This is a genomic window from Propionivibrio sp. (assembly GCF_047602565.1).
Taxonomy (GTDB): domain Bacteria; phylum Pseudomonadota; class Gammaproteobacteria; order Burkholderiales; family Rhodocyclaceae; genus Propionivibrio.
On record NZ_JASGGX010000001.1, the window covers coordinates 2373066 to 2396521 of the forward strand.

The following is a 23456-nucleotide window of genomic DNA, read 5'->3' on the forward strand; positions in this document are numbered from 1 at the left end:
ACCTCGCTCCGGCCGACATCGAACCGACCGGGAAAGCGCGTGTCACAATCGGCACCCAACCTCTCCGGAGCCTTCATCATGTACCGATCCAAAGCCTATTCCGCCGCCAGCGCCACCTCCCCGCTGCAATCGGACACGATTCCCCGCCGCGAACCGACCGACCGGGACGTGCAGATCGACATCCTCTACTGCGGCGTCTGCCACTCGGACCTGCACTATGCGCGCGACGAATGGCACAGCGTCATGCCCACGGTGTATCCCTGCGTGCCGGGGCACGAGATCGTCGGCCGGGTGACCCGCGTCGGCGCGGCCGTCACCAAGCTGAAGGTCGGCGATCTGGCCGGCGTCGGCTGCCTGGTGGACGCGGACCCCGCATGCCCGCATTGCCAGGCCGGCCACGAGCAGTTCTCGCCGACACAGGTGATGACCTACGGCTCGCCGGACAAGCACGGGACCGCGCCGGTGACCTACGGCGGCTATTCGGAAAGCATCGTCGTCGACGAGCATTTCGCCCTGCGCATTCCCGCCAACCTCGATCCCGCCGGCGTCGCGCCGCTGCTCTGCGCGGGCATCACCACCTATTCGCCGCTGCGCCACTGGCAGGTCGGACCGGGCCAGAAGGTCGGCGTGGTCGGCCTGGGCGGACTGGGGCACATGGCCGTCAAGTTCGCCCGCGCGTTCGGCGCGCACGTGGTGGTGTTCACCACCTCGCCGGAAAAGGAGGAGGACGCGCTGCGCCTGGGCGCGCACGAGGTCGTGCTGTTCGACGCAGCCGGACGAGATGGCCAGGCACGCCGGGACCTTCCACTTCATCCTCGACACGGTTTCGGCCCCGCACGACATCAACGCCTACCTGCACCAGCTCGCCGTGGACGGCAATCTGACGCTGGTCGGGGCGCCCGAGAAGCCGTTCGAGATTTCCTCGTTCGCCCTGCTGTTCGGCCGCAAGAGCCTGTCCGGGTCGCTCATCGGCGGCATCGCCGAGACGCAGGAGATGCTCGATTTCTGCGGCGTGCACAACATCACCGCCGACATCGAGCTGATCCCGATCCAGAAGATCAACGAAGCCTACGCGCGGCTGCTCAAGGGCGACGTAAAGTACCGCTTCTCGATCGACATGGCTTCGCTGAAGGCGGAGTAGCCGGGGCGCGGGCGCCGCGCCGCCCGGCACGTCGCCCGCGGCCGGTCAGGGCTTGGGCGGCTCCGGCGCCGCCGCATCCGGCGAGGCCGGCGCGTCCTGTTCATCATGCTGCATCTGCTCGGCCGGGGCTTCCTCGGCCGGCGGCGGGGTGAACGCCGAGACCCAGTGCTCGGCGGGCGCCTCGCCGAGGATGGCCGGGATCGAGACGATCGCCGATTCCATGAAGGTGGGCACGGTGAAGCGCTTCTCCACCTTCTTCTCCTCGCCGGAGACGACCTCGATGGTGATCGTGTGCTTCGGCCCGCCGACCAGAACCTGGATGCGCTCGGCGCGGCCCATCGATTCGGCGGGCTGGCCGTTGACGCTCACCTCGATCTCCTCCGGCGCCCGCAGCTCCTTGCCGTCGATGGTGAGCGCGTTGGTGTCGATGAGCAGGCTGTGCCCCTTGCCGATGTAGAAGAGATAGACCGACAGCGCGATCAGGGCGACCAGCACGCCGCCGCGTTGCACAAGGCTCCTGGAAGTCATGCCGCACCGCCTTTCGCGCCCTTCGCCGCCGGCGAGGCGCCGCCGCGCAGCGTGGCGCGCGAGTCGTTCTCCTGGGTCACGCGCTTCCACTCGTAGAGCACCAGCGCCAGGGCGATGACGCCGTAGCTGACGAACTGCCGGAAATACTCGCCCAGCATGCCCGAGCCGATGAGGTTCTTGCCGGCCATCGGCGAGACCAGGAACAGCAGGTGGAAGAGGATCACGCCGACGATCACGTTGGGGATCGAGGCCTTGGTCACCGAGGCGCCGCCGATGAGCAGCGCGGCGATCGAGAACATGCCGATCTGTTCGTGCGAGCTGGTGGTGTTGATGGTGCCCAGGTTCTGCAGGAAGATGATCTGCCCAATGCCGGCCAGCACCGTCGAGATGATGATCGCCAGGATGCGCGTCCGCTCGACCGGGATGCCGGCCGCGCCGGACACGGCGCGATCCTGGCCGACGGCGCGCATGTCCTGGCCGAGCTTGGTGTTGCGGAACCAGACGATGAAGCCGCTGATCGCCGCGATGATCAGGAAGCTGAACACCGGGATGTTCAGTCCGGCGACCTTGAGCGGGATCAGCGTGTCGAGGGCCTGCCGGACGCCGTCGAGGCCGACCACGTTGCGGATGCCGTAGCCGCGCGAGAGCAGCAGCTCGGGGTTCAGGATCGGGATGATGCTGCCCATGGCGTAGAGCACGACCATCATGTACAGCCCGTTCATGAAGAAGGCGAGGATGAAGCCGGTGACCATCTCGCGCCCCTTGGCCAGGTTCATGATCGAGCCGCAGAGCCAGCCGAGCAGCACCGAAATGGGCAGCGAGATGATCATGGCCAGCAGCAGGCCGGGGATGCCGACGATGTTCCAGTCGGTGATGAAGATCAGCCCGAGCTGCCCGGCCATGGCGCCGAGGACCATGCCGAAGTTGAGGCCCATCCCGGCCATGATCGGCAGCAGCAGCGCGATCACCAGGAAAGTGTTGCGCCCCAGGCGGGTCAGGATTTCCTGCATCAGGAAGGTGCCCGGCAGCCCGGAGACGGGAATGGCGATGGCGATGAGCACGACGAAGAGGATGACGACGGCGTTCTCGATCAGGAAAAGTCGCAGCTTGGCACTCATTTTGCCACCTTTGTCTTGCGGGTCAGGGCATAGAGGATCATGCCGTTGGAAACGATGATCCGGATCACGTCCGACATATCCACCTTGAGCACCGCGTTGAAGATCGACGGCGTCATGGTCAGGATGCCCTGGTAGAGCGCGGCGCCGATGAACACGTGGGTCAGCGTCGCCTTGTTCACCCCGGCGCCGCCGATCAGGATGGCGGCGACGGCCGGGAAGGCCATGTACAGCGGCCCCTCGTAGAGCTGGATGAAGCCGAAGCTCTGCTGGAAGACGATGATGCCGAACGCGCCGAGCATGGTGGACATCATCACGCTGACGATGCGCATGCGGTCGATGTTGATGCCGGAGGCGCGCGCGTAGGTCGGGTTGGAGCCGACCGCCGTGATCGCCGTGCCGATCTTCAGGTGGAAGAACGCCCAGATCAGGACGGACAGCGCGACGAAGATCAGGATGGCGCCGGTCGGGAACTTGAAGCTGTCGCCGATCTGGATGGCCAGGAAGTCGTCGAGGATATGCCGCCAGAAGCCCTCGACCGAGATGGTGGTCCGCAGCCCGGTGCCGCCGTAGCCCCAGATCATCGTCGGGTCCTTGAACGGCAGGATCAGCCAGGCGATGCACATGATCATCACCGAGGAGAAGCCGACGTAGGTGGCGATCATCATCTCGCCGCCCTTGACGCGGTTGAGCAGCTTGCCGTAGCCGTAGCCGAACACCGCGCCGAAGCCCTGCGAGATGACGATGGCCATCACGAAGCCCCAGGCGCCGATGAGTCCCATCTCGATGCTGATGGTGGCGCCCAGCAGGCCGGCGATGACGCCGAGCGAGAGGCCGAAGTTGAGGCCGCAGCCGGACTGGATCATCGGCACCAGCGCCAGGACCATGATGCCGTTCATGCCGATGCGGATCAGCGTGTCGGAGATCGACGCCGGCAGGCTCACGCCGACGAAGGGCGCCGCCAGGAACAGGGCGAACAGGTACAGCGTGATGATGATCCGGGGCAGGCCGAAGTCGGCGACGAAACGTTTGACGCTTTTCATCCTCAATTCCCTCCCGCGAGCGCGACGGTCTCGTCCCTGTCGGCGCCGGCCATGAGTATGCCGAAGTCCTCGATCGGCGCGCTGTGGGGCAGGATGCCCTCGATGCGCCCTTCGTAGACGATGGCGATGCGGTCGCAGACGGAACGCAGTTCCTCCAGTTCGCTGGAGACCATGACGATCGTCGTCCCGTACTCGCGGTTGTATTTCTTGAGCGTGTCCAGGACGAGGTGCTTGGCACCGATGTCGATGCCGCGCGTCGGTTCGGAGACGAACAGCAGCTCGGGCCGCAGGGCGAAGGCCTTGGCCAGGCAGACCTTCTGCTGGTTGCCGCCGGACAGGTTGCCCGCGCGCTGGCCCGGCCCGGTGCATTTGATTTCGAGCAGCTTGATGTATTCCTCGGCCAGCCGGGTCATCGCGGCGTCCGAGCGCCACTGGAACAGGCCGCCGAGAATCGGCTTGAGGAACTTGTCCTGGACCTGCATGGCGGTGAAGGCGATGTTCCAGTCGATGCCTTCGTCGAGCAGCAGCCCGACGCCGCGGCGGTCCTCGGAGACGAACGCCATGTTGCGTTCGAGCGCGGCGCGCGGCGCGTTGAGTTCGACCGGCGCGCCGTTCAGCGACACCGAGCCGCCGGCGGGCGCCAGCCCCATGATGCCGTTGGGAATGCCGAGCTTGCCCTGGCCGGCCAGTCCGCCGATGCCGAAGATCTCGCCCTTCTTGACCGCCAGGCTGACGTTGCGCACGGTCTCGCCGGGCATGTCGACCCACAGGTTTTCGACCGACAGGATGGTTTCGCGCGCGTCCGCCTCGCCCTGCGCGGCGCGCACGGCGGCCTCCGCGTCGATCCGCGCCTGCGCTTCGACGCTGCGCCCCACCATCAGCGAGGCGATCTGCTTGGTGGACGAGCCCTTGGCCGGGAAATCCTCGATCTTGTGCCCGTCCCGCAGCACCACCACGCGGTCGCACAGTTCGACGACCTCGCGCAGGCGGTGCGAAATGAAGATGATGGCGATGCCCTCGGAAGCCAGCAGGCGCAGGGAGGCGAGCAGGACTTCCGCCTCGCTTTCGGTCAATACCGCCGTCGGCTCGTCCAGCACGATCAGCTTGACGTTCTCGCGGCACAGTTCCCGGGCGATTTCCGTGAACTGCTTGTGGCCTACCGGCATCTCGTTGATGCGCATCTTGGGGTCGAGCTTCACCCCGAGCTTGTCGATGGCCTGTTTGGCGCGGTTTTCCATCGTCGCGCGGTCGAGCGCGCTGATGCGCGGGCCGAAGATGTTGACGAGCACCGAATTGTTCAGCGATTCGCGGTTCAACAGGATGTTCTCGGTCGTGGTGAATCCCGGAATCAGGGAGAACTCCTGGTGCACCATGCCGATGCCCGCGTCCAGGGCGTCGAACGGCGACCTGAACCGGGCTTCCCGGCCATTGAAGACGATGGACCCCTCGAAGCCGCCGGTCTCGCTGATGACCGGCATGCCGAAGAGAATCTTCATCAGCGTGGACTTGCCCGCCCCGTTCTCTCCCACGAGTCCTATGATCTCGCCCGCGCCCACGTCGAAGGAGACGTCGGCCAGCACCCGGTTGCCGTAGAACGACTTGCCGATGCCTTTCAGGCGCAGAATCGGTTCTGCTGAATCCATTGTTTTTTCCCTGAAATGATTCCGCCCGGCGGGGGAGGAAAAACGTCCCCCGCCGGCCGGTTATGCTTTGCGACTGCTATGTGGCGACTGCGACCCGCTTATTTCTTCTTCAGGCCCGAGGAAATCTTGAGGTACTTCTCGGGAACGTTGACGTCGGCCGACTTGATGTAGCCCTTGCCGAAGATGTACGTGTCCTGGAGCAGCAGCACGAAGTTGTTCAGCTTGACCCCGGTGGAGCCGTTGACGTAGTAGGAGCCGCCCCACTTGCTGCCCGGCGTGTACTTGCCGAAGGCCTTGAAGATGTCCTTCATGTTGGTCATCTTCGACTTGCCTTCGATGACGTTGATCGCGTGCTGGGTCAGCCCGACCGTGGCGCTGTACGGGAAGGAGTAGGACCAGGTACCGAGGCGTCCCTTGCCGCCCTTGGCGACGACGGCGGCTTCGACCTTCTTCATGATCGCCGGGAAGTCGCCCTGTTCGGCCTTCAGGTCGATGCCGAGCGCGCCGGGATAGCCGAGCAGCGGCGAGGGCAGGCTGGCTTCGACGAAGATGCCGCCGTACTCGACGACCTGCCGGATCAGCGGCTCGGTGTGCGCGTCGTTGGTGGCGTAGAAGGCGGTTTCCTTGCCGTACTTCTTGACCCACTTCGGCACGTTTTCCAGCATGAACTGCTGCGCGCCGACGACGCCGACGTCGCTCAGCGGATCGGGCGCCGTCTCGAAGACGAACTTGACGCCCAGGTCGTTGCAGGCCTGCTCGAAGACCATGCGGCGGCGGGTCAGCGTCTCGACGCTCATGTGGCGCGGGAAGGAGATGTGCACGAAGGTCTTGGCGCCGAGCTGCTTGGCCGCCCAGATGACGCGGTAGCCCGCCGAGATGAAGTCGTTGCGCATGATCAGGTCGGCCACCTTGCCGATGACCAGCGGATCTTCCTGCGGCACGCCGCCGAGCAGCAGGATGTCCGGGCGCATTTCACGGACGCGGCGGAAGCCTTCCGTCGCACCGGGCACGGCCTGGTTCATCACGATCGCCTTCATCAGCGGATCGTTCGCCAGCGAGACGATCTGCGAGATGGTGGTTTCCTGTTCGGCGCTGAAGTTGTTCGGGTAGGTCAGGTGCTGGATCATGCCCCCGTCCTTGACGTCGCCGTACTCCTTGATCATGGCCTCGGCGCCGCGCACCTCGTCCTCGCCCTGGTTGACCGTGCCGGTGATGATGCCGACGTGATAGGCCGCCGCTGCCAACGCCGCCGTGCCGGGAACCGCCAGGCACAGGGCCAGCGCCATCTGCGCCATTCCCTTGCGTATGCTCATATTGCCCTCCTTGATTGATATCGATTGACTTCAAAAACGGACCCGCGTGAAACGGAAACCACCCTGCAAAAAGAACAGAAAAACAACAACCAACAAAAATGGCGCGCCGCGACAGGCGCCGCGGCGCAGGTTTACCCCTTGTCTCCGGCGGCCCGCTTGCGCGGCGCTTTTTTCTTTCGCGACGCCGCCGTGGCGCCCCCCGGCAGCGAACGCAGGCCGTCCGGACTCCCGTATATCCACGGCAACAGCGTTTCGGCCAGCTGCGTCGCCGCGCTGATCGACCCCTGGGTGCGGTGCGCGACGGCGCTGCACAGGGCCTCGGCGAGCGCCAGGGCGCTGGCCTCGCAGTTGGAAAAGTAATTGCTGTCGGTGTAGGCGTAGAGCGATACGGTCGCCAGCCGCGCCAGCGGCGAGGTGACGCGGTCGGTCAGGGCCAGCACCGGCACGCCGGCCTCGCAGGCGCGCTGCGCCAGGAACACGGTGTCCGCGGCGTAGCGCGGGAAGCCGATGGCGATCAGCAGGTCGGTCGGCTGCATGCGCGATATCACGCGCGCCGCGGCCGACGAGCCTTCGATGGTCGCCAGCAGCTGGACGTTGCCGCACAGCGGGTCGAGGCCGCGCTGCAGCAGGCCGCCCAGCCAGGTGCTGGCGCCGAAGCCGATGATGCCGATGCGCTTGGCCTTCAGGATGGCGGCGACCGCCTGCTCGCAGGCCTGCGCGTCCAGCGATTTCTGCGTCTGGTCGATGTTGCGCTGGATGCTGGCGAACGAATCCGCGAAGACGTCGGCGGCCGAGGCCGGGCTGCCGACCCGGCTGCGCAGTTTTTCGACCGGCGCCAGCGCGCTCTCGAAGCCCATCACCAGCGCGGCCCGGAACTGCGGATAGCCGTCGAAGCCCAACGCGCGGGCGAAGCGGTTGGCCGTGGCCACCGAAACGCCGAGGGTCGCGGCCAGTTCGTCGATGGCCATGGTCGCCACCTTGAACGGATGGTGCAGCACGTAATCGGCCATTTTCCGGTGCGAGCGCGTCAATGCCGGCAGCGCGCGGGCAACGCGCTGGGACATCGAAGGATTGTCGGAGGCCGGTTTCATTGCTCAATTGTGCCGTGAAGAAAACGTTAATGTATACATGTTTACAAAATACATCACTAAAAAAATATTTTTTATCATTTTTGTTGACCTCCGCTCCCGGAAGCGGACAGACTTCCGGCTTGACTCTTCTCTTCGAGGCCATCCATGACGGAGCAACTGAGCGGCGGTGAACTGGTTTCCTTGGTAAAACGGGTGTTCCTGCCTCGCCCGGGCGAAATCGGCTTGGCCATCCTCGTAGACCTGCCGGATGCCACCGTTCCGGACAACAAGGACTGGGCCGCACGGCGGGAAATCGCGGCGGACTGGCTCGGGCAGCTCACGACGCACCAGGCGGAACTCGGCATGAAACCCGTGCTGGCGTTCTACCGCAACGCGCACAACAACAATGGGAACCTGCCCGACCGCTGCTGGATTCATGCGGGCGGAGCCCTGCCGGATACGGTGGACGAACTCGATCCGGCACGCTCGATTCCCTTTGCCGACTTGTTCGCGTCGATCCCCATCTTCCTGGTGCCCTCGCAGTTCTCGGCCACGGCGCCATTGAAGATAGCGGCAAAAAAATACCCTTTCCGGGCGGCCACCATGGGCGGCTTCTGCGCAGCGATGATCCCCGCCTTGCGGCTCGACTACACCGAGGTCAATCGCCGGGTGAACTATCTCAAGGACAAGCTCGACCGCGCCACGGGGGCCGACTTCGTCTTCGCCCATCCGGGCGGCGAGAGCGCCCTGCACCTCGACCTGCGCTTCCGCGCAGCGCACGCCTCGGGCGGCCTGCTGCCAAAGCCCGGCGCGGCGGGCAACCTGCCTTCCGGCGAGGCCTACATCGTGCCCTACGAGGGCGAGAGCGAACCGAGCCGCAGCGCCGGCGTGCTGCCGGTGCAATTCGGCAGCGAGGTCGTGTACTACCGCATCGAGCACAACAAGGCCGTCGAAGTGCTCAGCCAGGGCCCCGTCTCGGCGCAGGAGGCGGAGAAACTGCGCCGCGAGCCGGCCTACGGCAACATGGCGGAACTGGGTCTCGGCGTGCTCGCCGCCTTCGGCATCAAACCGATCGGCAAGGTACTGCTGGACGAAAAACTCGGGGCGCACATCGCCTTCGGCCGCAGCGATCACTTTGGCGGCCAGGTCGGTCCGCAGGACTTTTCCGGCCCCGACGCAGTCATCCACATCGACCGCGTTTACGTTCCCGAAATGCAGCCGGACGTGGTCGTCAAACGGCTCGAACTGACCATGGAAGACGGGCGGCCCCTGACGCTGATGCGTGACGGCGAATACGTCGTCGATTTCAATTGAGCCTGCCGCCTGATTCCATGGGCAACAAGAACGAAAACCCGGCCGAACGGCGGCTCGTCGAGCGCTTCCTGGCACTGCTGCGCATCGCCAGCCCGTCCCGGCAGGAAGGCCGCCTGGCGGCGCATCTGCAGGGCGAACTCGAAGCGCTCGGCTTCAGGGTCGAATTCGACTCGGCCGGAGCGCGGGCCGGCAGCGATACCGGCAACCTGATCGCCACCCTGCCGGCGACTGCCGCCGGCGTCGAGCCGATGATCTTCTGCTGTCATCTCGACACCGTCACGCCCTGCGCCGACGTGCATCCGCAGATCGCCGACGGCGTCGTCCGTTCGGATGGCACGACCATCCTCGGCGGCGACGACAAGGCCGGTATCGCCGCTATCGTCGAGGGCGTGCAACGCATTCGCGAACGCGGCGTCGCGCACGGCCTGATCCAGGTGCTGCTGACGATCTGCGAGGAAATCGGCATGCACGGCGCCAAGGAACTCGATTACGGCAAGCTGCAGGGCAAGCGCGTGTTCGTCCTCGACGGCGAAGGAGCGCCTGGCAAGATCGTCGTCCGGGGGCCGGCCAAGGATCTCATCCGTGCCACCGTGCGCGGGCGGACGGCGCACGCCGGCCTGTGTCCGGAGCGCGGCGTCAGCGCGATCCAGGTCGCCGCGCGGGCGATCGAGCTGATGCATCTCCTGCGCATCGACGCAGAGACGACGGCCAACATCGGCAGCATCCATGGCGGCACGGCCACCAACGTCGTCGCCGAAGAGGTCGTCGTCGTCGCCGAGGCGCGCAGTCTGGACAACGCCAGACTCGACGCGCAGAGCGCGCACATGAAGGCCTGCTTCGAGGACGCGGCGCGCGACTTCGGCGCTACCGCCGAGGTCGTCGTCGAGCGCAGCTATGCCGCCTTCCTGCTCGATGCGGACACCCCCGTCGTCGGCCACTGCATGGCGGCGATGCGTCGGCTCGGCCTGACCCCCGAACTCGTCGCCACCGGCGGCGGCAGTGATTGCAACATCTTCAACGCCCGCGGCCTGACCGCTGTCAACCTGTCGATCGGCATGACCGATCCGCATGCCACCTCGGAAAGCCTGCGCCTCGTCGACCTCGAAACGACGGCCCGCCTGGTCGAGGCGATCATCGAAAGCCGTGCCTGACAACGGGAGCGCCAACAACGATGAAAATCTGCGAAATCCACATCGGCAAGCTCAGCATCCCCTTGCGCAAGCCCTTCAAAACGGCCTTGCGCACGGTTCATTCGGCTGAGGACATCGTCGTCAAGCTCGTTGCCGACTGCGGCGCGATCGGTTACGGCAACGCCCCCCCGACGGCGGTGATTACCGGCGACAGCCAGGATTCGATCGTCGCCGCAATCCGCGACATACTGGCGCCGAAAATCATCGGCTTCGACGTCGACAACCTCGAAGGCATCTCGACGGTGCTCGACGGCGCCCTGCTGCATAACCACTCGGCCAAGGCGGCGCTCGATATCGCGGCGCACGACCTGTTCGGCAAGCGGGTCGGCGTACCGCTCTACAAGCTGCTCGGCGGTTTCCGTTCGAGCCTGGAGAGCGACCTCACGATCAGCCTCAACGATCCCGAGGAAATGGCGCGCGACGCCTGTGCAGCCGTCGCCGCGGGCTACAGCGCGCTGAAGATCAAGGTCGGCAACGAGCCGGCGACGGACCTGACGCGGGTGCGCGCGGTACGCGGCGCCGTCGGCGATGCCGTGCGCATCCGCCTCGACGCCAACCAGGGCTGGGGGGCCAAGGAAGCCGTCCGCCTGATCCGCCGCTTCGAGGCCGAGGGGCTGGCCATTGAGCTCGTCGAGCAACCGGTCAAGGCGCACGATTTCGACGGACTCAAGTACGTCACCGATCGCGTCAACACCGAGATCATGGCCGACGAGTCGGCCTTCGGCCCGCGCGAGGTGGCGCAACTGATCGCCATGCGCGCCTGCGATTCGATCAACATCAAGCTGATGAAAGCCGGCGGCCTGCGCAACGCCGTGCGCATTGCGCATCTCGCCGAAACGGCCGACATGCGCTGCATGGTCGGCTGCATGCTCGAAAGCAAGATCGGCATCACCGCCGCGGCAAGCCTCGCGGCCGGCAAACAGATCGTCAACCGTGCCGATCTCGATGCCTCCGTCCTGCTGGCCGAAGACCCGATCGTGGGTGGCGCGCAATTTGAGGGGAACCGCCTCCTGCTGCCGGACGCTCCTGGCCTCGGCATCCGTGAAATCGAAAACTGGCGGCACATTGCCACCCTGCCGGGACACACCTGATTTACCGCTTTGCTGCTTCGTTTCACCAGGTTTTTTTCATTATTACAAGGGAGGTTCAATCGTGGGTGTCGTCATTTCTCTGATCGTAACGTTCTGGGCCGGATACCTTATCGTCCAGAAGTACAAGCCGCAGCCGGTGTTGTTCGTCGCCGGCATGGTGCTGATGTTCACCGCCGTTGCACTCGGGTTGGGTACCATCCTGCCGGCGAAGGAAAGCACCGGCCTCATGCTCTTCGACGCCTTCGAATTCATCAAGAAGACCCTCAGTTCGCGTGCCGCGGGGCTGGGCCTCAACATCATGGCCGTCGGCGGCTTCGCCCGCTACATGGACCACATCGGCGCCAGCCGTGCGCTCGTCAAGCTGACGATCCGCCCGCTGCTCGCGCTGCGCTCGCCGTACATCGTGCTGGCCGGCGCGTGGATTCTTGGCATGTGCCTGGGTCTTGCCATCAACAGCGCCTCCGGCCTCGCCATGTTGTTGATGGTCACGGTCTTCCCGATCCTGACCAGCCTTGGCGTCAGCCGCCTGTCGGCAGTCGCCGCCATCGCCACGACCCTGTGTCTCGACTGGAGCCCGAGCGACACCGGCACGATCCTCGCCGCCACCACCGCCGGCATCGACCCGGTCATGTACTGGGTCAAGTATCAGGTGCCGGTTGCCATGGTCGTCATTCCGGTGGTCGCCGTTCTGCACTTCTTCACCCAGAAGTGGATGGACAAGCGCGACGGCCACGTCGTCCAGCCTTCGGAAGGCTATGCCGTGCAGAGCAAGGACGGCGCCGAGCAGAAGACGCCGCCCATGTTCTATGCCATTCTTCCGGTAATTCCTCTGGCATTGATCCTGATCTTCAGCGATCTGGGAATCAAGACCATCAAGATGGACATCATCAAGGCCATGTTCATCGGCCTGGCCATCGCCATGCTCGTCGATTTCATCCGCACGCGCAACGGCAAGCAGGTCTTCTCCGACATCCAGGTCTTCTTCGACGGCCTGGGCATGCAGATGGCCAACGTCATCACGCTGATCGTTGCCGGCGAAACCTTCGCCAAGGGCCTGACGACCATCGGCACCATCGACACCATCATCAACTCCGCGCAGGCCTCCGGTTTCGGCGCGGCCGGCATGATCCTGGTGATGATCACCATCATTGCCGTCTGCTCGGTGATCATGGGTTCGGGCAACGCCCCCTTCTTCGCCTTCGCCGCACTGACGCCGGCGGTCGCTGCCAAGATGTCGGTGCCGGCCGTGGTCATGCTCCTGCCGATGCACTTCGCAGCCAGCGCGGCGCGGGCCATTTCGCCGATCACCGCGGTCATCGTCGTTTCGTCCAGCATGGGCGGCGTTTCGCCCTTCGACGTGGTGAAACGAACGGCCATTCCGATGACCGGTGCGCTGATCACACTGACCATCGCCAACTTCGTATTCTTCTACTGATCGGCCACGCCCGATATCTGCCCATTAACACCCAGAACCAAAAAGAAGCCCGCCGGGCGGCGGGCTTCGCGGGTGCGTGACCCCTTTTACTTCTTCTCCTCGCCGCCCGTCAGCAGCGGAATGCTGCCGTCCTTCTGCGAGCCGAGCAGGCCGCTGCTGGTGTAGATGCCGAGCTTGTGGCGCGTGTCGGAGATGTCGAGGTTGCGCATGGTCAGCTGGCCAATGCGGTCGGTCTGCGTGAAGGCGGCGTCCTCGACCTTTTCCATCGACAGGCGTTCGGGCGCGTAGGTGAGGTTCGGGCTGACCGTGTCGAGGATCGAGTAGTCATTGCCGCGGCGCAGTTCCAGCGTGACTTCGCCGGTGACGGCGCGCGCCACCCAGCGCTGGGCGGTCTCGCGCAGCATCAGCGTCTGCGGGTCGAACCAGCGCCCCTGGTAGAGCAGGCGGCCGAGGCGCAGGCCGTTGATGCGGTACTGCTCGATGGTGTCCTCGTTGTGGATGCCGGTGATCAGCCGCTCGTAGACGATGTGCAGCAGCGCCATGCCCGGGGCTTCGTAGATGCCGCGGCTCTTGGCCTCGATGATGCGGTTCTCGATCTGGTCGCTCATCCCCAGGCCGTGCCGGCCGCCGATGGCGTTGGCCTCGGCGAACAGCTCGACCGCGCTGGCGAACGACTGGCCGTTGATGGCCACCGGCACGCCTTCCTCGAAGCGCACGGTGACGGTCTCGGGCTTGATCGCCACGTCCTCGCGCCAGAAGGCGGCGCCCATGATCGGGTTGACGATGTTGATGCCGTTCTTGAGGAACTCCAGGTCCTTGGCTTCGTGCGTCGCGCCGAGCATGTTGGAGTCGGTCGAATAGGCCTTTTCCACGCTCATCTTGTAGTCGAAGCCGTGGGTGATGAGGTACTCGCTCATCTCCTTGCGGCCGCCCAGCTCGTCGATGAAGGACTGGTCGAGCCACGGCTTGTAGATGCGCAGCGCCGGATTGGCGAGCAGGCCGTAGCGGTAGAAGCGCTCGATGTCGTTGCCCTTGTAGGTCGAGCCGTCGCCCCAGATGTTGACGTTGTCCTCTTTCATCGCCACGACCAGCGCGGTGCCGGTGACGGCGCGGCCCAGCGGCGTGGTGTTGAAGTAGGTGGCGCCGCCGGTCTTGATGTGGAAGGCGCCGCACTGGATGGCGGCGATGCCCTCGGCGACGAGTTGCGGCCGGCAGTCGATCAGGCGCGCGATCTCGGCGCCGTAGAGCTTGGCCTTGCGCGGAATGTCGTCGTAGTCGCTTTCGTCGGGCTGCCCGAGGTGGGCGGTGTAGGCGCAGGGAATGGCGCCCTTGCCGCGCATCCAGTGGACGGCGGCGGAAGTGTCCAGGCCGCCGGAGAAGGCGATGCCGACGCGCTCGCCGGCGGGAATCTTTTGCAGGATGGTTGCAGCCACGGCAGTTTCTCGCGAGAGGTTTTGAAAGACACGTATTGTAGCGTCCCCCGCGCCGCGCCGTGCCGCGGAAGCGGGCCGGGCGCCCGACAACTGTATATATTTACAGCCTTCGGAGATACGGGTATTCTCCTCCGGGATGCGACAGAGGGGGAAAACTCATGAATCAGGTGCAGGAATGGTTTGAAAAGCTGGTGGGCATGCCCCCCGGGGCGGGCCACCGGCGGCAGATGGCCGAATCCGTGTTCCGCCGGCCCTCGTTCGACGCTTCCGTCTTCCAGACGCCGGCCTGCTGGCGCCGGAAAGCCGCCGCCAGACTGCACGGAGCGAAACGGACCGATCGTTAGGAAAAGCCGGCCTCCCGCCCACGACGCAACGCTTCCGTCCGCAGTCCCCATGCCGCTGTCCCGCCGTATCGCCCATCTCGACATGGACGCCTTCTTCGCCTCCGTCGAGCTGCTGGCCTACCCCGAACTGCGCGGCGAAGCCGTGGTGGTGGGAGGACGCGGCATCGATCCGCCGCGCGCGTCGCCCGACGGCACGCGGATTTTTGCGCGGCTGCGCGATTACGTGGGCCGGGGCGTGGTGACCACGTCGACCTATCCCGCACGCGCCCTGGGCGTGTTCTCCGCCATGGGCTTGATGAAATCGGCCCGGCTGGCGCCGGACGCCATCCTGCTGCCGGCCAATTTCGATGCGTACCGGCAATACTCCGCCCGCTTCAAGGCGGCGGTCGCGGCCGTGGCGCCATGCATCGAGGACCGGGGCATCGACGAGATCTACATCGATCTGAGCGATCACCCGGAGGACTCCGCCACGCTGGCGCGCAAGCTCCGCCAAGCGGTGGCCGAGGCGACCGGGCTCACCTGTTCGGTCGGCATCTCGCCGAACAAGCTGCTGTCGAAAATCGCCTCGGACCTGAACAAGCCGAACGGCAGCACGATCCTCGCGCCCGAGGATGTTCCCGCCCGCATCTGGCCCCTGCCGGTCGGCAAGATCAACGGGATCGGCCCGAAAGCCCAGGAAAAGCTCCACCGGCACGGCATCCGGACGATCGGCGAACTGGCCGCGACGCCGGTCGGGCGGCTGGCCGGCCTCTTCGGCCAGACGACGGGCCACTGGATGCACCGGGCCGCACACGGCATCGACGACCGGCCGGTGGTCGTCGAAGCGGAGCCCCGCTCGATCAGCCGGGAGACCACCTTCGCGCGCGACCTGCACGTCCGCCACGATCGGGCGGAGCTCGCGGACGTGTTCACCGCGCTGTGCCTGCGCGTCGCCGACGACCTGCAGCGCAAGGGGTACGCCTCGCGCACGGTCGGCATCAAGCTGCGCTACGCCGACTTCCAGGTGGTCACGCGCGACGTCACCCTGCCCGAGGGCATCGTGGATGGAAGGCTGATCCGCCGGGCGGCGGGCCTGTGCCTCAAGCGCGTGCCGATGACCCGCAAAATCCGGCTGCTCGGCGTGCGGGCCAGCGGCCTGGTGTCGCTGGCGGCGGCGGCCGGTGAGGGCGGCGGAGCGCAGCGCAGCCTGCCGTTCTGACGCAGCTTATTCCTTTTGTGAATACAGAAATAAGCAATAAGTATTTTTTGTTTATATATCCGGTTCGTAGAATTTTCTCTCCATCATTTCTGCGTTACCCGGATCGATCATGTCATTCTCCATCCAATTCCGCCGCCCTTCCCCGACCGTCGTCCTGACGGCAGGTTTCCTCGCCCTCAACGGACTGCTCTTTTCCGCCTCGGCCACGCAGGCCGCCGAGCCGCGGCAGACCGCCACGGCCGCTCCCGGCAACATCATCATCGACGCGGCGCAGGTCGAAGCCGCCATGGCGCGGGGCGCCATCGTCTGGGACGTGCGCTCGGCGGACGACTACAAACGCGGCCACCTGCCCGGCGCCATCAACTTCGGCGACGCCGGCAAGGTGCTGCGCGACGAACAAAAGGAGGATTTCCTGCCCACGCCGGTCATCGAGAAGCTCTTTTCCGACGCCGGCCTGGACCCGAGCCGGGAAATCGTCGTCTACGGCGCGCGCGGCAACGCATATACCTATTTCGGCAGCTACGCCGTCCGTTACTTCGGCGGCCGCCACGTCTCCGTGTTCCATGACGGCTTCGAAGGCTGGCGCGAGGCCGGCCGGCCGGTCTCGACCGAGCCCGCCAGACGGCCCGCCGTCGCCCTCAAGCTGATTGCGCAACCGTCCCTGGCGGCATCGACCGACGAAGTCGCCGGCAGCTTCGCCAGGCCGGACGTTCAGGTGGTGGACGTGCGCACCCGCAAGGAATTCACGGGCGAGGACATTCGCGCCATCCGCGGCGGCCATATCCCCGGCGCGGTCAACATTCCCTACGAGGAAAACTGGGCGGACCCCGAGGCGGCGAAGAAGATCGCCGGCAAGGAGACCGCGAAGACCGACGGCCTCGCGCTCAAGGGCCGCCAGGAACTCGAAGCGCTCTACAAGGACCTGGACCGCGACAAGGAAACGATCGTCTATTGCCAGTCCGGCGTGCGCGCCGCCGAGACCTCGACCGTCCTCGAAAGCCTCGGCTTCCGGAACGTCAAGGTTTACGACTCGTCATGGCTGGGCTGGGCGGCGCGCCTTTCCGCGCCGGTCGACAACGAGACCTTCCTCAACGTCGGCGTGCTTAACGGCCAGATCAGCGCGTTGAAAAAGCAGGTGGACGAACTGGCGAAACGGCTCGAAGCCCGGTAAACGGATGGAGCGGGCAGAGAACTAGAGGTCCAGCCCCGCCGCGACGTCGAGCGACGGGCACAGCAGCGCGCCGACCGTCATCAGGTAATCGGGCATGCCGTGCGCCGGCCAGTGCACCTTCTGGCCGGCCAGCCCTTCGGCCAGGCCCGTCACGTCGAAACCGAGCGCTTCGAGCGAATAGCGCAGCCGCGACGGGGCGCAGCAGGCGATGCCGCGGGAGCGCGTGCATGCCGTGCAGCCGTCGCAGTGCCCGGCCACCACGGCGACCGCGCCGGCGGTTTCCTGGCGCTGCATGGCCTCGCAGAGCATCTTGCGCGCGTCGAGAAAGCATCCGATCAGCTCCTCTTGCGTCGAGCCGGCGGCCACCCGCGTCTTCTGCGTCACGAGTACGGCGCAGGTCCATGCCCCCAAGCGCGCCAGCGGCGGCTCGGCAAAGGGCGGGCAGGACCAGTACGCGCCATACTTTTCGCAGGATCGGCAGTACCCCTGGATGCGCTCGGGATCGTGGTAGCGCATCATGTCCGCCCGGCTGACGATCACGCTCCGCGGGGCTTCCGTCGTGGCCACGGCCATCGCGGCATTCACCGCAGGGGGGTGAATTCGTACCCCTTGCCGCGCGCGGCCAGCGTGCCGATGCCGGGGCTCGGCAGGTGGAAGCCGGCGACCAGCGCGTTCTCGCGGATGGCCAGATCGGCAATGCGGCGGCGCGTCGCCCTCGCCGCTTCGGCATCCATGTCGAACACCACGGCCCAGTCGGGATGGCGCACGAACATGGCGACGTTGGTGGTGTCCGCCCAGTACAGCAGCTTGCGCGAGCCGCCCTCGATCATGAACACCGTGTGGCCCGGCGTATGGCCGTAGGCGGCGATGGAGCGCACGCCCGGCAGCACCTCGCCGCCCGGTTCGAAACGCACCACCGTCCCGGCCAGCGTGGCGAAGACGCGGCGCGCATTGTTCAGGCCGCCCCGTTGCGCCTCGGGCGTGGCGGCCAGCCGGACGTCGTCCATCCACCAGTTCCATTCGGGAGCGGGCACGTGGATCGTGGCGTTGGGAAACACCAGCGCGCCCGTCTTGTAGCGCAGGCCGTTGATGTGGTCGCCGTGGAAATGCGAGATCACCACCGCCGTGATCGAGCGCGGATCGATCCCGGCCTGGGCCATGTTCTCCAGCAGCTTGCCGCTGCCGGCCGCGCCGAACTCGCCGTTGCCGGTATCGAACAGCACGCGCCGGGAGCCGATATCGACCACCAGCGCGTTGTAGGGCACCTCGACGCGATCCGTCGGCAGGCCGGCCTCCGCCAGCGCGGCCCGCACGTCGGCCAGCGGCACGCCGGGCACGAAGCCCGCGTCCAGCGGGCGCGAGCCCTGGCCGTCGCTCAGCATGGTCACGGCCACCGCGCCGAGATCGACCCGCGCCGCGCCGGCGGCCACCGCCGTCGCGCGGGGCGCGTTCGCCGCGCAACCCGCCGCCACGCCGCCGATCAACGCCGCCGCGAGGACCGCCCACACTGCCGAAAACCGTCCATGCATCCTGATCATCCGGGTACTCCTCGAAGGTTGGGCCACGGGGAAAAACGCCACAGGCCCATAGGTTACTCCTTCTCGCGGACCCGCTTGCCGCGGAATCCTCTTCGCTTTGGCGCGGATCCCCGGTACGCAATCTGACGTATTCCGGCATCGCCGCCGTCTCCTTAATCTGGCGCTGCGCTTGGGTAAACGCCAAAGCCAAAGACCATGCCAATGTTCAAGGAGCCCCTCACCATGAAATCCCGACGTACTTTCATCAAGACGACCGTGTTGTCCGCGGCGCTCGCTTCCATCGGCCTCATCTCCTTCGGCGCGCACGCCGCCGACACCATCAAGGTGGGCGTGTTGCACTCCCTCTCCGGCACCATGGCCATTTCCGAGACGGCGCTCAAGGAAACCGTGCTGATGACCATCGACGAAATCAACAAGGCCGGCGGCGTGATGGGCAAGAAGCTGGAGCCGGTGGTCGTCAACCCCGCCTCCAACTGGCCGCTGTTCGCGGAAAAGGCCCGCCAGCTGCTGACCAAGGACAAGGTGGCCGTGACCTTCGGCTGCTGGACCTCGGTATCGCGCAAGTCGGTGCTGCCGGTCTACAAGGAACTCAACGGCCTGCTCTTCTACCCCGTGCAGTACGAGGGCGAGGAACTCGAGAAAAACGTCTTCTACACCGGCGCCGCGCCCAACCAGCAGGCCATCCCGGCCGTCGAGTACCTGATGTCCAAGGACGGCGGCGAGGCCAAGCGCTTCGTGCTGCTCGGCACCGACTACGTCTATCCGCGCACGACCAACAAGATCCTGCGCGCCTTCCTGAAATCCAAGGGCGTCGCCGAAGCCGACATCATGGAGGAGTACACCCCGTTCGGCCACAGCGATTACCAGACGATCATCGCCAAGATCAAGAAATTCGCCGCCGAAGGCAAGAAGACCGCCGTCGTGTCAACCATCAACGGCGACTCCAACGTGCCGTTCTACAAGGAACTGGGCAATGCCGGCCTGAAGGCGACCGAGGTGCCGGTCGTCGCGTTCTCGGTCGGCGAGGAGGAATTGCGCGGCGTCAACACCAAGCCGCTGGTGGGCCACCTCGCCGCCTGGAACTACTTCCAGTCGCTGAAGAACGCGGAGAACACCAAGTTCATCAAGATGTACAAGGACTGGGCCGCCAAGCAGAAGCTGCCGAACGCCAAGACCGTCGTCACCAACGACCCGATGGAAGCGACCTACATCGGCATCCACATGTGGAAGCAGGCCGTCGAGAAAGCCAAGTCGACCGACGTCAACAAGGTCATCGCCGCGATGGCCGGCCAGACCTTCAAGGCGCCATCCGGCTTCGAGGTGAAGATGGACGAGAAGAACCACCACCTGCACAAGCCGGTGTTCATCGGCGAAGTGAAGGCCGACGGCCAGTTCAACGTGGTGTGGAAGACCGCCGGCCCGGTCAGGGCGCAGCCGTGGAGTCCGTTCATCGCCGGCAACGACACCAAGAAGGACGAGCCGGAAGGCATGTGATTTCCGGAGGCGGCACGATCGACGGGGGCCGCGGCCCCCGTTTTCGTCGAACCTCGCCCGGCCTTTCCGCAGGCAAGGCGGCGCACCGGCGCCCGATCACGGTGCCCGGCCACGACGGCGGTGCATTCCGCCGTCACGCAGCGGCGGCGCCGCATCGTCGGGAAAACCAAAAAGATACGATCAATCAATCGATTGCAAATAAACGGACACATGCGCGGGCAGTGGCACATGGCTTGCTTTTCCTGGCCATACCGTTCAGACCCCGTCGAGGAAAGCATGCCCGGCCCGTCCAACGTTGCCGCACGAAACCAGCAGCCCCGGGGCGCCGACGGCATCCGTCTTCACCAGCCGCAATCCCTCGCAACACCATAGGAGAAATGCCATGAGCAGCAAACGTATCTTCCGCACCCTGGCGCTGGTCGGCGCCGTGGCCCTCGGGTCGCTCGCGCCGGTGGCCGAGGCCGACGTCCTGGCCAACATCGCCAAGTCCGGCATCGTGAAGATCGCCGTGCCGCAGGACTTCCCGCCGTTCGGCAGCGTCGGGGCGGATATGAAACCGAGCGGCTACGACATCGACGTGGCCAACCTGATCGGCAAGGAATTGGGCGCCAGGGTCGAGCTGGTGCCGGTGTCCAGCGCCAACCGCGTGCCTTTCCTGACCACCGGCAAGGTGGATCTGGTCATCTCCAGCATGGGCAAGAACGCCGAGCGCGAAAAGGTGATCGATTTTTCGACCGCCTACGCGCCCTTCTTCAACGGCGTGTTCGGACCGGACGACATCAAGGTCGGCAAGGTCGAGGAACTGGCCGGCAAGACCATCTCGGTGACGCGCGGCTCGATCGAGGATCTGGAACTGTCCAGGATCGCCCCGGCGGCGGCCGTGATCAAGCGCTTCGAGGACAACAACGCGACCATCACCGCCTACCTGTCCGGCCAGACGCAGTTGATCGCCACCGGCAACGTGGTCGCCGCCGCGGTCAATGAACGCAGCAAGCTGCGCCGCCTGTCGACCAAGTTCCTGGTCAAGAATTCGCCGTGCTACGTGGGACTGGCCAAGGGTGAGGCGGCATTGCAGGCCAGGGTCAACGAGATCATCGCCAAGGCCAAGAAGAGCGGCGCGCTCAACGAGATCGCGCAGCGCTGGCTGCACGCGCCGCTGCCGGCCGACCTGTAGGCCCCGGCACCGTTCCACCGTCCGGCGACGGCCGCCCGGCCGGCCGCCGGGCGACCGAGAGGATCGCGCATGGCTTATCAGTTCGACTTCACCTTCGTGCCCGACTACGCCGGCATGCTCGCCGGAGGCGTGGCCTACACCATCGGGCTGACGGTCTCCGGCGGCGCGCTCGGCATTCTGATCGGCATCGGCGGCGCCATCAGCCGCCTGTGGAACATCCGCCCGCTGGGCGAGCTGTACCGCTACTACGTCGAAGCGTTCCGCAACACGCCCTTCCTGGTGCAGCTGTTCCTGATCTTCTTCGGACTGCCTTCGCTCGGCGTCAAGCTGGCCGCATGGCAGGCCGCCGTGCTGGCCATGGTACTCAACCTCGGCGCCTACAGCACCGAGATCATCCGCGCCGGCCTGCAGGCCACGCCGCGCGGCCAGATCGAGGCGGCCGACTCGCTGGCCTTCACCCGCTGGCAGACTTTCCGCCACGTCATGCTGCGCCCGGCACTGCGCAAGGTCTGGCCGGCGCTGTCCAGCCAGGTGGTGATCACCCTGCTCGGCTCATCCGTCTGCTCCCAGATCTCCACGGAGGAACTGACCTTCGTCGCCAACTTCATCCAGTCGCGCAATTTCCGCGCCTTCGAGACCTACTTCCTGACCACCGCCCTGTATTTCGGGCTGGCCCTGCTGGTCCGCCAGGCCATGCACTGGATCAACCGCGCCGTGATCGTGCGGAGGCCGCCCTCATGATGAACTTCTCGCTGTGGGACATCGTGCGCAACCTGCTCGTCGGCGGCGGGCTCACGCTGCTCCTGTCGCTGGCGGCTTTCGTGCTCGGCGGGCTGGCCGGGCTCCTCGTGCTGCTGGCGCGCATCGGGCACGTGCGCGCGCCGCGCGCGCTGGCCCGGATGCACATCGAGCTGTTTCAGGGCACGCCTCTGCTGCTGCAGTTGTTCACCCTGTTCTTCGGACTGTCGCTGTTCGGGCTCGACGTGCCCGCCTGGCTGGCCGCCGGGCTGGGGTTGACGCTGTTCACCAGCGCTTTCCTGGCCGAGATCTGGCGCGGCTGCGTCGAGGCCATCCCGCGCGGGCAATGGGAAGCCAGCGCCAGCCTGGCCATGGGCTACCGGGAGCAGATGCGCCACGTGATCCTGCCGCAGGCCCTGCGCCTGTCCATCGCGCCGACCGTGGGCTTCGCGGTGCAGGTGGTCAAGGGCACGGCGGTGACCTCGATCATCGGCTTCGCGGAGTTGACCAAGACCGGCTCGATGATCGCCAACGCCACCTACCAGCCCTTCCTGGTCTATGGCCTGGTGGCGCTCGGCTATTTCATCCTGTGCTATCCGCTGTCGCACTACGCCCAGTCGCTGGAAAGGAAACTCCATGCCGCTCGTTAGCACCACCCGCCTGCACAAGTTCTACGGCAAGAACCACGTCCTGCGCGGCATCAGGCTCGACGTCGAGGAAGGCGAGGTGGTCACCATCATCGGCCGCAGCGGCTCGGGCAAGAGCACGCTGCTGCGCACGCTCAACGGGCTGGAGAGCATCGACGACGGCGTCATCGAGGTCAACGGCGCCGTGCTCGAGGTCGACCGTGCCGACCCGGCCGCCTTGCGCGCCCTGCGCCTGAAGGTCGGCATGGTCTTCCAGCAATTCAATCTCTTTCCGCACCTTTCCGCCGGCCAGAACGTGATGCTCGCGCCGCAGGTCGTCAAACACGCGCCGAAAGCCGAGTGCGAGGAAATCGCCCGGCGCATGCTCGAACGTGTCGGCCTGGCCGAGAAATTCGATGCCTTCCCCGATCAGCTCTCCGGCGGCCAGCAGCAGCGCGTGGCCATCGCCCGCGCCCTGGCCATGTCGCCGAAAGTGCTGCTGTGCGACGAGATCACCTCGGCGCTCGACCCCGAACTGGTCAACGAAGTGCTCGGCGTGGTGCGCCAGCTCGCCGCCGAAGGCATGACGCTGATCATGGTCACGCACGAGATGCGCTTCGCGCGCGAGGTCAGCGACAAGCTGGTCTTCATGCACGAAGGGCGCATCCACGAATCCGGCGACCCGCAAGAAATGTTCGCCCGCCCCGCGACGCCGGAATTCGCCAGTTTCATCCGCTCGCTCAACTGAGGGATTCCCATGCTTCCAGGCCATGCCGCCTCCCTCGTCGCCGAGCCTGCGCCGCTGCCCGTCTGGGCCGCGCGGGCCATCAACCTGGCCGACCCGCGCCTGGGAGCCG

The 23456-nt window shown here is 65.9% G+C and carries 22 protein-coding genes and 1 pseudogene; 14 read left to right on the forward strand and 9 right to left on the reverse strand.

Annotated elements, in window-relative coordinates; all coding sequences use genetic code 11:
• Window positions 1–78: 78 nt before the first annotated feature.
• A pseudogene (locus QM701_RS11095) lies at window positions 79–708 on the forward strand (alcohol dehydrogenase catalytic domain-containing protein); the annotation flags it as partial.
• Window positions 709–781: 73 nt separating this feature from the next.
• Window positions 782–1141, forward strand: coding sequence for a zinc-binding dehydrogenase (locus QM701_RS11100; RefSeq protein ID WP_415167120.1), 360 nt, complete (start codon window positions 782–784; stop codon window positions 1139–1141).
• Between the two features lie 45 nt (window positions 1142–1186).
• Here QM701_RS11100 and QM701_RS11105 read toward each other — a convergent pair whose 3' ends face one another.
• From QM701_RS11105 to QM701_RS11130, 6 genes are all read right to left on the reverse strand, one after another.
• Complete coding sequence (locus tag QM701_RS11105; protein ID WP_415167121.1) at window positions 1187–1669, reverse strand: DUF6672 family protein; 483 nt, start codon at window positions 1667–1669, stop codon at window positions 1187–1189.
• Window positions 1666–2787, reverse strand: coding sequence for an ABC transporter permease (locus QM701_RS11110; RefSeq protein WP_415167122.1), 1122 nt, complete (start codon window positions 2785–2787; stop codon window positions 1666–1668). Before QM701_RS11110 ends, QM701_RS11105 begins: the two co-directional genes overlap by 4 nt.
• A complete protein-coding gene (locus tag QM701_RS11115) occupies window positions 2784–3827 on the reverse strand; it encodes an ABC transporter permease subunit (protein WP_415167123.1) in 1044 nt (347 codons plus the stop codon). Before QM701_RS11115 ends, QM701_RS11110 begins: the two co-directional genes overlap by 4 nt.
• 2 nt (window positions 3828–3829) lie before the next feature.
• Window positions 3830–5470: a sugar ABC transporter ATP-binding protein gene (locus tag QM701_RS11120; RefSeq protein ID WP_415167124.1), complete on the reverse strand. Its 1641-nt coding sequence runs from the start codon at window positions 5468–5470 to the stop codon at window positions 3830–3832.
• A gap of 98 nt (window positions 5471–5568) precedes the next feature.
• Window positions 5569–6783 (reverse strand): DUF3798 domain-containing protein, encoded by a 1215-nt coding sequence (locus tag QM701_RS11125; protein WP_415167125.1) that lies wholly within the window; start codon window positions 6781–6783, stop codon window positions 5569–5571.
• A 131-nt stretch (window positions 6784–6914) separates the two neighbouring features.
• A complete protein-coding gene (locus QM701_RS11130) occupies window positions 6915–7847 on the reverse strand; it encodes a MurR/RpiR family transcriptional regulator (protein WP_415167126.1) in 933 nt (310 codons plus the stop codon).
• A 249-nt stretch (window positions 7848–8096) separates the two neighbouring features.
• On the opposite strand from QM701_RS11130, the gene QM701_RS11135 reads away from it, so the two are divergent.
• The 4 genes from QM701_RS11135 (at window position 8097) to dcuC (ending at window position 12883) form a co-directional block, all read left to right on the forward strand.
• Window positions 8097–9167 carry a hypothetical protein gene (locus tag QM701_RS11135; protein WP_415167127.1) on the forward strand — a complete coding sequence of 357 codons (1071 nt, stop codon included), beginning with the start codon at window positions 8097–8099 and terminating at the stop codon, window positions 9165–9167.
• On the forward strand, window positions 9164–10318 hold the full coding sequence (locus QM701_RS11140) for a M20/M25/M40 family metallo-hydrolase (protein ID WP_415167128.1): 1155 nt from the start codon (window positions 9164–9166) through the stop codon (window positions 10316–10318). Before QM701_RS11135 ends, QM701_RS11140 begins: the two co-directional genes overlap by 4 nt.
• A 20-nt stretch (window positions 10319–10338) precedes the next feature.
• Window positions 10339–11448 carry a dipeptide epimerase gene (locus QM701_RS11145; protein WP_415167129.1) on the forward strand — a complete coding sequence of 370 codons (1110 nt, stop codon included), beginning with the start codon at window positions 10339–10341 and terminating at the stop codon, window positions 11446–11448.
• 61 nt (window positions 11449–11509) lie between these two features.
• Entirely contained in the window at window positions 11510–12883 is a 1374-nt protein-coding gene (gene dcuC / locus QM701_RS11150; RefSeq protein WP_415167130.1) for a C4-dicarboxylate transporter DcuC, read from the forward strand.
• 86 nt (window positions 12884–12969) lie between these two features.
• On the opposite strand, the gene argG is transcribed toward dcuC, so the two are convergent.
• Window positions 12970–14316: an argininosuccinate synthase gene (gene argG, locus QM701_RS11155; protein ID WP_415167131.1), complete on the reverse strand. Its 1347-nt coding sequence runs from the start codon at window positions 14314–14316 to the stop codon at window positions 12970–12972.
• Between the two features lie 158 nt (window positions 14317–14474).
• Here argG and QM701_RS11160 point away from each other — a divergent pair, with 158 nt between their 5' ends.
• The 3 genes from QM701_RS11160 to QM701_RS11170 all read left to right on the forward strand — a co-directional run bounded on the left by QM701_RS11160 (window position 14475) and on the right by QM701_RS11170 (window position 17029).
• Window positions 14475–14660: a hypothetical protein gene (locus tag QM701_RS11160; protein ID WP_415167132.1), complete on the forward strand. Its 186-nt coding sequence runs from the start codon at window positions 14475–14477 to the stop codon at window positions 14658–14660.
• A gap of 49 nt (window positions 14661–14709) precedes the next feature.
• On the forward strand, window positions 14710–15858 hold the full coding sequence (gene dinB, locus QM701_RS11165; protein WP_415167133.1) for a DNA polymerase IV: 1149 nt from the start codon (window positions 14710–14712) through the stop codon (window positions 15856–15858).
• Window positions 15859–15967: 109 nt separating this feature from the next.
• Window positions 15968–17029 (forward strand): sulfurtransferase, encoded by a 1062-nt coding sequence (locus QM701_RS11170; RefSeq protein ID WP_415167134.1) that lies wholly within the window; start codon window positions 15968–15970, stop codon window positions 17027–17029.
• A 21-nt stretch (window positions 17030–17050) separates the two neighbouring features.
• On the opposite strand, the gene QM701_RS11175 is transcribed toward QM701_RS11170, so the two are convergent.
• Window positions 17051–17602, reverse strand: a complete 552-nt coding sequence (locus QM701_RS11175; protein ID WP_415167135.1) for a DUF2284 domain-containing protein — start codon at window positions 17600–17602, stop codon at window positions 17051–17053.
• A gap of 8 nt (window positions 17603–17610) precedes the next feature.
• Complete coding sequence (locus QM701_RS11180) at window positions 17611–18567, reverse strand: MBL fold metallo-hydrolase (protein WP_415167136.1); 957 nt, start codon at window positions 18565–18567, stop codon at window positions 17611–17613.
• Window positions 18568–18789: 222 nt separating this feature from the next.
• On the opposite strand from QM701_RS11180, the gene urtA reads away from it, so the two are divergent.
• From urtA to QM701_RS11205, 5 genes are all read left to right on the forward strand, one after another.
• Complete coding sequence (gene urtA, locus QM701_RS11185) at window positions 18790–20061, forward strand: urea ABC transporter substrate-binding protein (protein WP_415167137.1); 1272 nt, start codon at window positions 18790–18792, stop codon at window positions 20059–20061.
• 382 nt (window positions 20062–20443) lie between these two features.
• Window positions 20444–21235, forward strand: a complete 792-nt coding sequence (locus QM701_RS11190; RefSeq protein WP_415167138.1) for a transporter substrate-binding domain-containing protein — start codon at window positions 20444–20446, stop codon at window positions 21233–21235.
• A 69-nt stretch (window positions 21236–21304) separates the two neighbouring features.
• Window positions 21305–21976, forward strand: a complete 672-nt coding sequence (locus QM701_RS11195; RefSeq protein WP_415167139.1) for an amino acid ABC transporter permease — start codon at window positions 21305–21307, stop codon at window positions 21974–21976.
• Window positions 21973–22623 carry an amino acid ABC transporter permease gene (locus QM701_RS11200; RefSeq protein WP_415167140.1) on the forward strand — a complete coding sequence of 217 codons (651 nt, stop codon included), beginning with the start codon at window positions 21973–21975 and terminating at the stop codon, window positions 22621–22623. The genes QM701_RS11195 and QM701_RS11200 overlap by 4 nt, the downstream gene beginning before the upstream one ends.
• On the forward strand, window positions 22610–23347 hold the full coding sequence (locus QM701_RS11205; RefSeq protein ID WP_415167141.1) for an amino acid ABC transporter ATP-binding protein: 738 nt from the start codon (window positions 22610–22612) through the stop codon (window positions 23345–23347). The genes QM701_RS11200 and QM701_RS11205 overlap by 14 nt, the downstream gene beginning before the upstream one ends.
• Window positions 23348–23456 lie beyond the last annotated feature (109 nt).

Excerpts from the sequence above, each read along its gene's own strand:
- QM701_RS11180 (WP_415167136.1), bottom strand. The coding sequence starts at position 18,567 with ATGATCAGGATGCATGGACGGTTTTCGGCAGTGTGGGCGGTCCTCGCG.
- QM701_RS11120 (WP_415167124.1), bottom strand. The coding sequence starts at position 5,470 with ATGGATTCAGCAGAACCGATTCTGCGCCTGAAAGGCATCGGCAAGTCG.
- QM701_RS11200 (WP_415167140.1), top strand. The coding sequence starts at position 21,973 with ATGATGAACTTCTCGCTGTGGGACATCGTGCGCAACCTGCTCGTCGGC.
- QM701_RS11105 (WP_415167121.1), bottom strand. The coding sequence starts at position 1,669 with ATGACTTCCAGGAGCCTTGTGCAACGCGGCGGCGTGCTGGTCGCCCTG.
- QM701_RS11190 (WP_415167138.1), top strand. The coding sequence starts at position 20,444 with ATGAGCAGCAAACGTATCTTCCGCACCCTGGCGCTGGTCGGCGCCGTG.
- QM701_RS11160 (WP_415167132.1), top strand. The coding sequence starts at position 14,475 with ATGAATCAGGTGCAGGAATGGTTTGAAAAGCTGGTGGGCATGCCCCCC.
- QM701_RS11170 (WP_415167134.1), top strand. The coding sequence starts at position 15,968 with ATGTCATTCTCCATCCAATTCCGCCGCCCTTCCCCGACCGTCGTCCTG.
- dinB (WP_415167133.1), top strand. The coding sequence starts at position 14,710 with ATGCCGCTGTCCCGCCGTATCGCCCATCTCGACATGGACGCCTTCTTC.
- QM701_RS11110 (WP_415167122.1), bottom strand. The coding sequence starts at position 2,787 with ATGAGTGCCAAGCTGCGACTTTTCCTGATCGAGAACGCCGTCGTCATC.
- QM701_RS11205 (WP_415167141.1), top strand. The coding sequence starts at position 22,610 with ATGCCGCTCGTTAGCACCACCCGCCTGCACAAGTTCTACGGCAAGAAC.
- QM701_RS11175 (WP_415167135.1), bottom strand. The coding sequence starts at position 17,602 with ATGGCCGTGGCCACGACGGAAGCCCCGCGGAGCGTGATCGTCAGCCGG.
- QM701_RS11145 (WP_415167129.1), top strand. The coding sequence starts at position 10,339 with ATGAAAATCTGCGAAATCCACATCGGCAAGCTCAGCATCCCCTTGCGC.
- QM701_RS11130 (WP_415167126.1), bottom strand. The coding sequence starts at position 7,847 with ATGTCCCAGCGCGTTGCCCGCGCGCTGCCGGCATTGACGCGCTCGCAC.
- QM701_RS11100 (WP_415167120.1), top strand. The coding sequence starts at position 782 with ATGGCCAGGCACGCCGGGACCTTCCACTTCATCCTCGACACGGTTTCG.
- urtA (WP_415167137.1), top strand. The coding sequence starts at position 18,790 with ATGAAATCCCGACGTACTTTCATCAAGACGACCGTGTTGTCCGCGGCG.
- QM701_RS11195 (WP_415167139.1), top strand. The coding sequence starts at position 21,305 with ATGGCTTATCAGTTCGACTTCACCTTCGTGCCCGACTACGCCGGCATG.
- QM701_RS11125 (WP_415167125.1), bottom strand. The coding sequence starts at position 6,783 with ATGAGCATACGCAAGGGAATGGCGCAGATGGCGCTGGCCCTGTGCCTG.
- QM701_RS11115 (WP_415167123.1), bottom strand. The coding sequence starts at position 3,827 with ATGAAAAGCGTCAAACGTTTCGTCGCCGACTTCGGCCTGCCCCGGATC.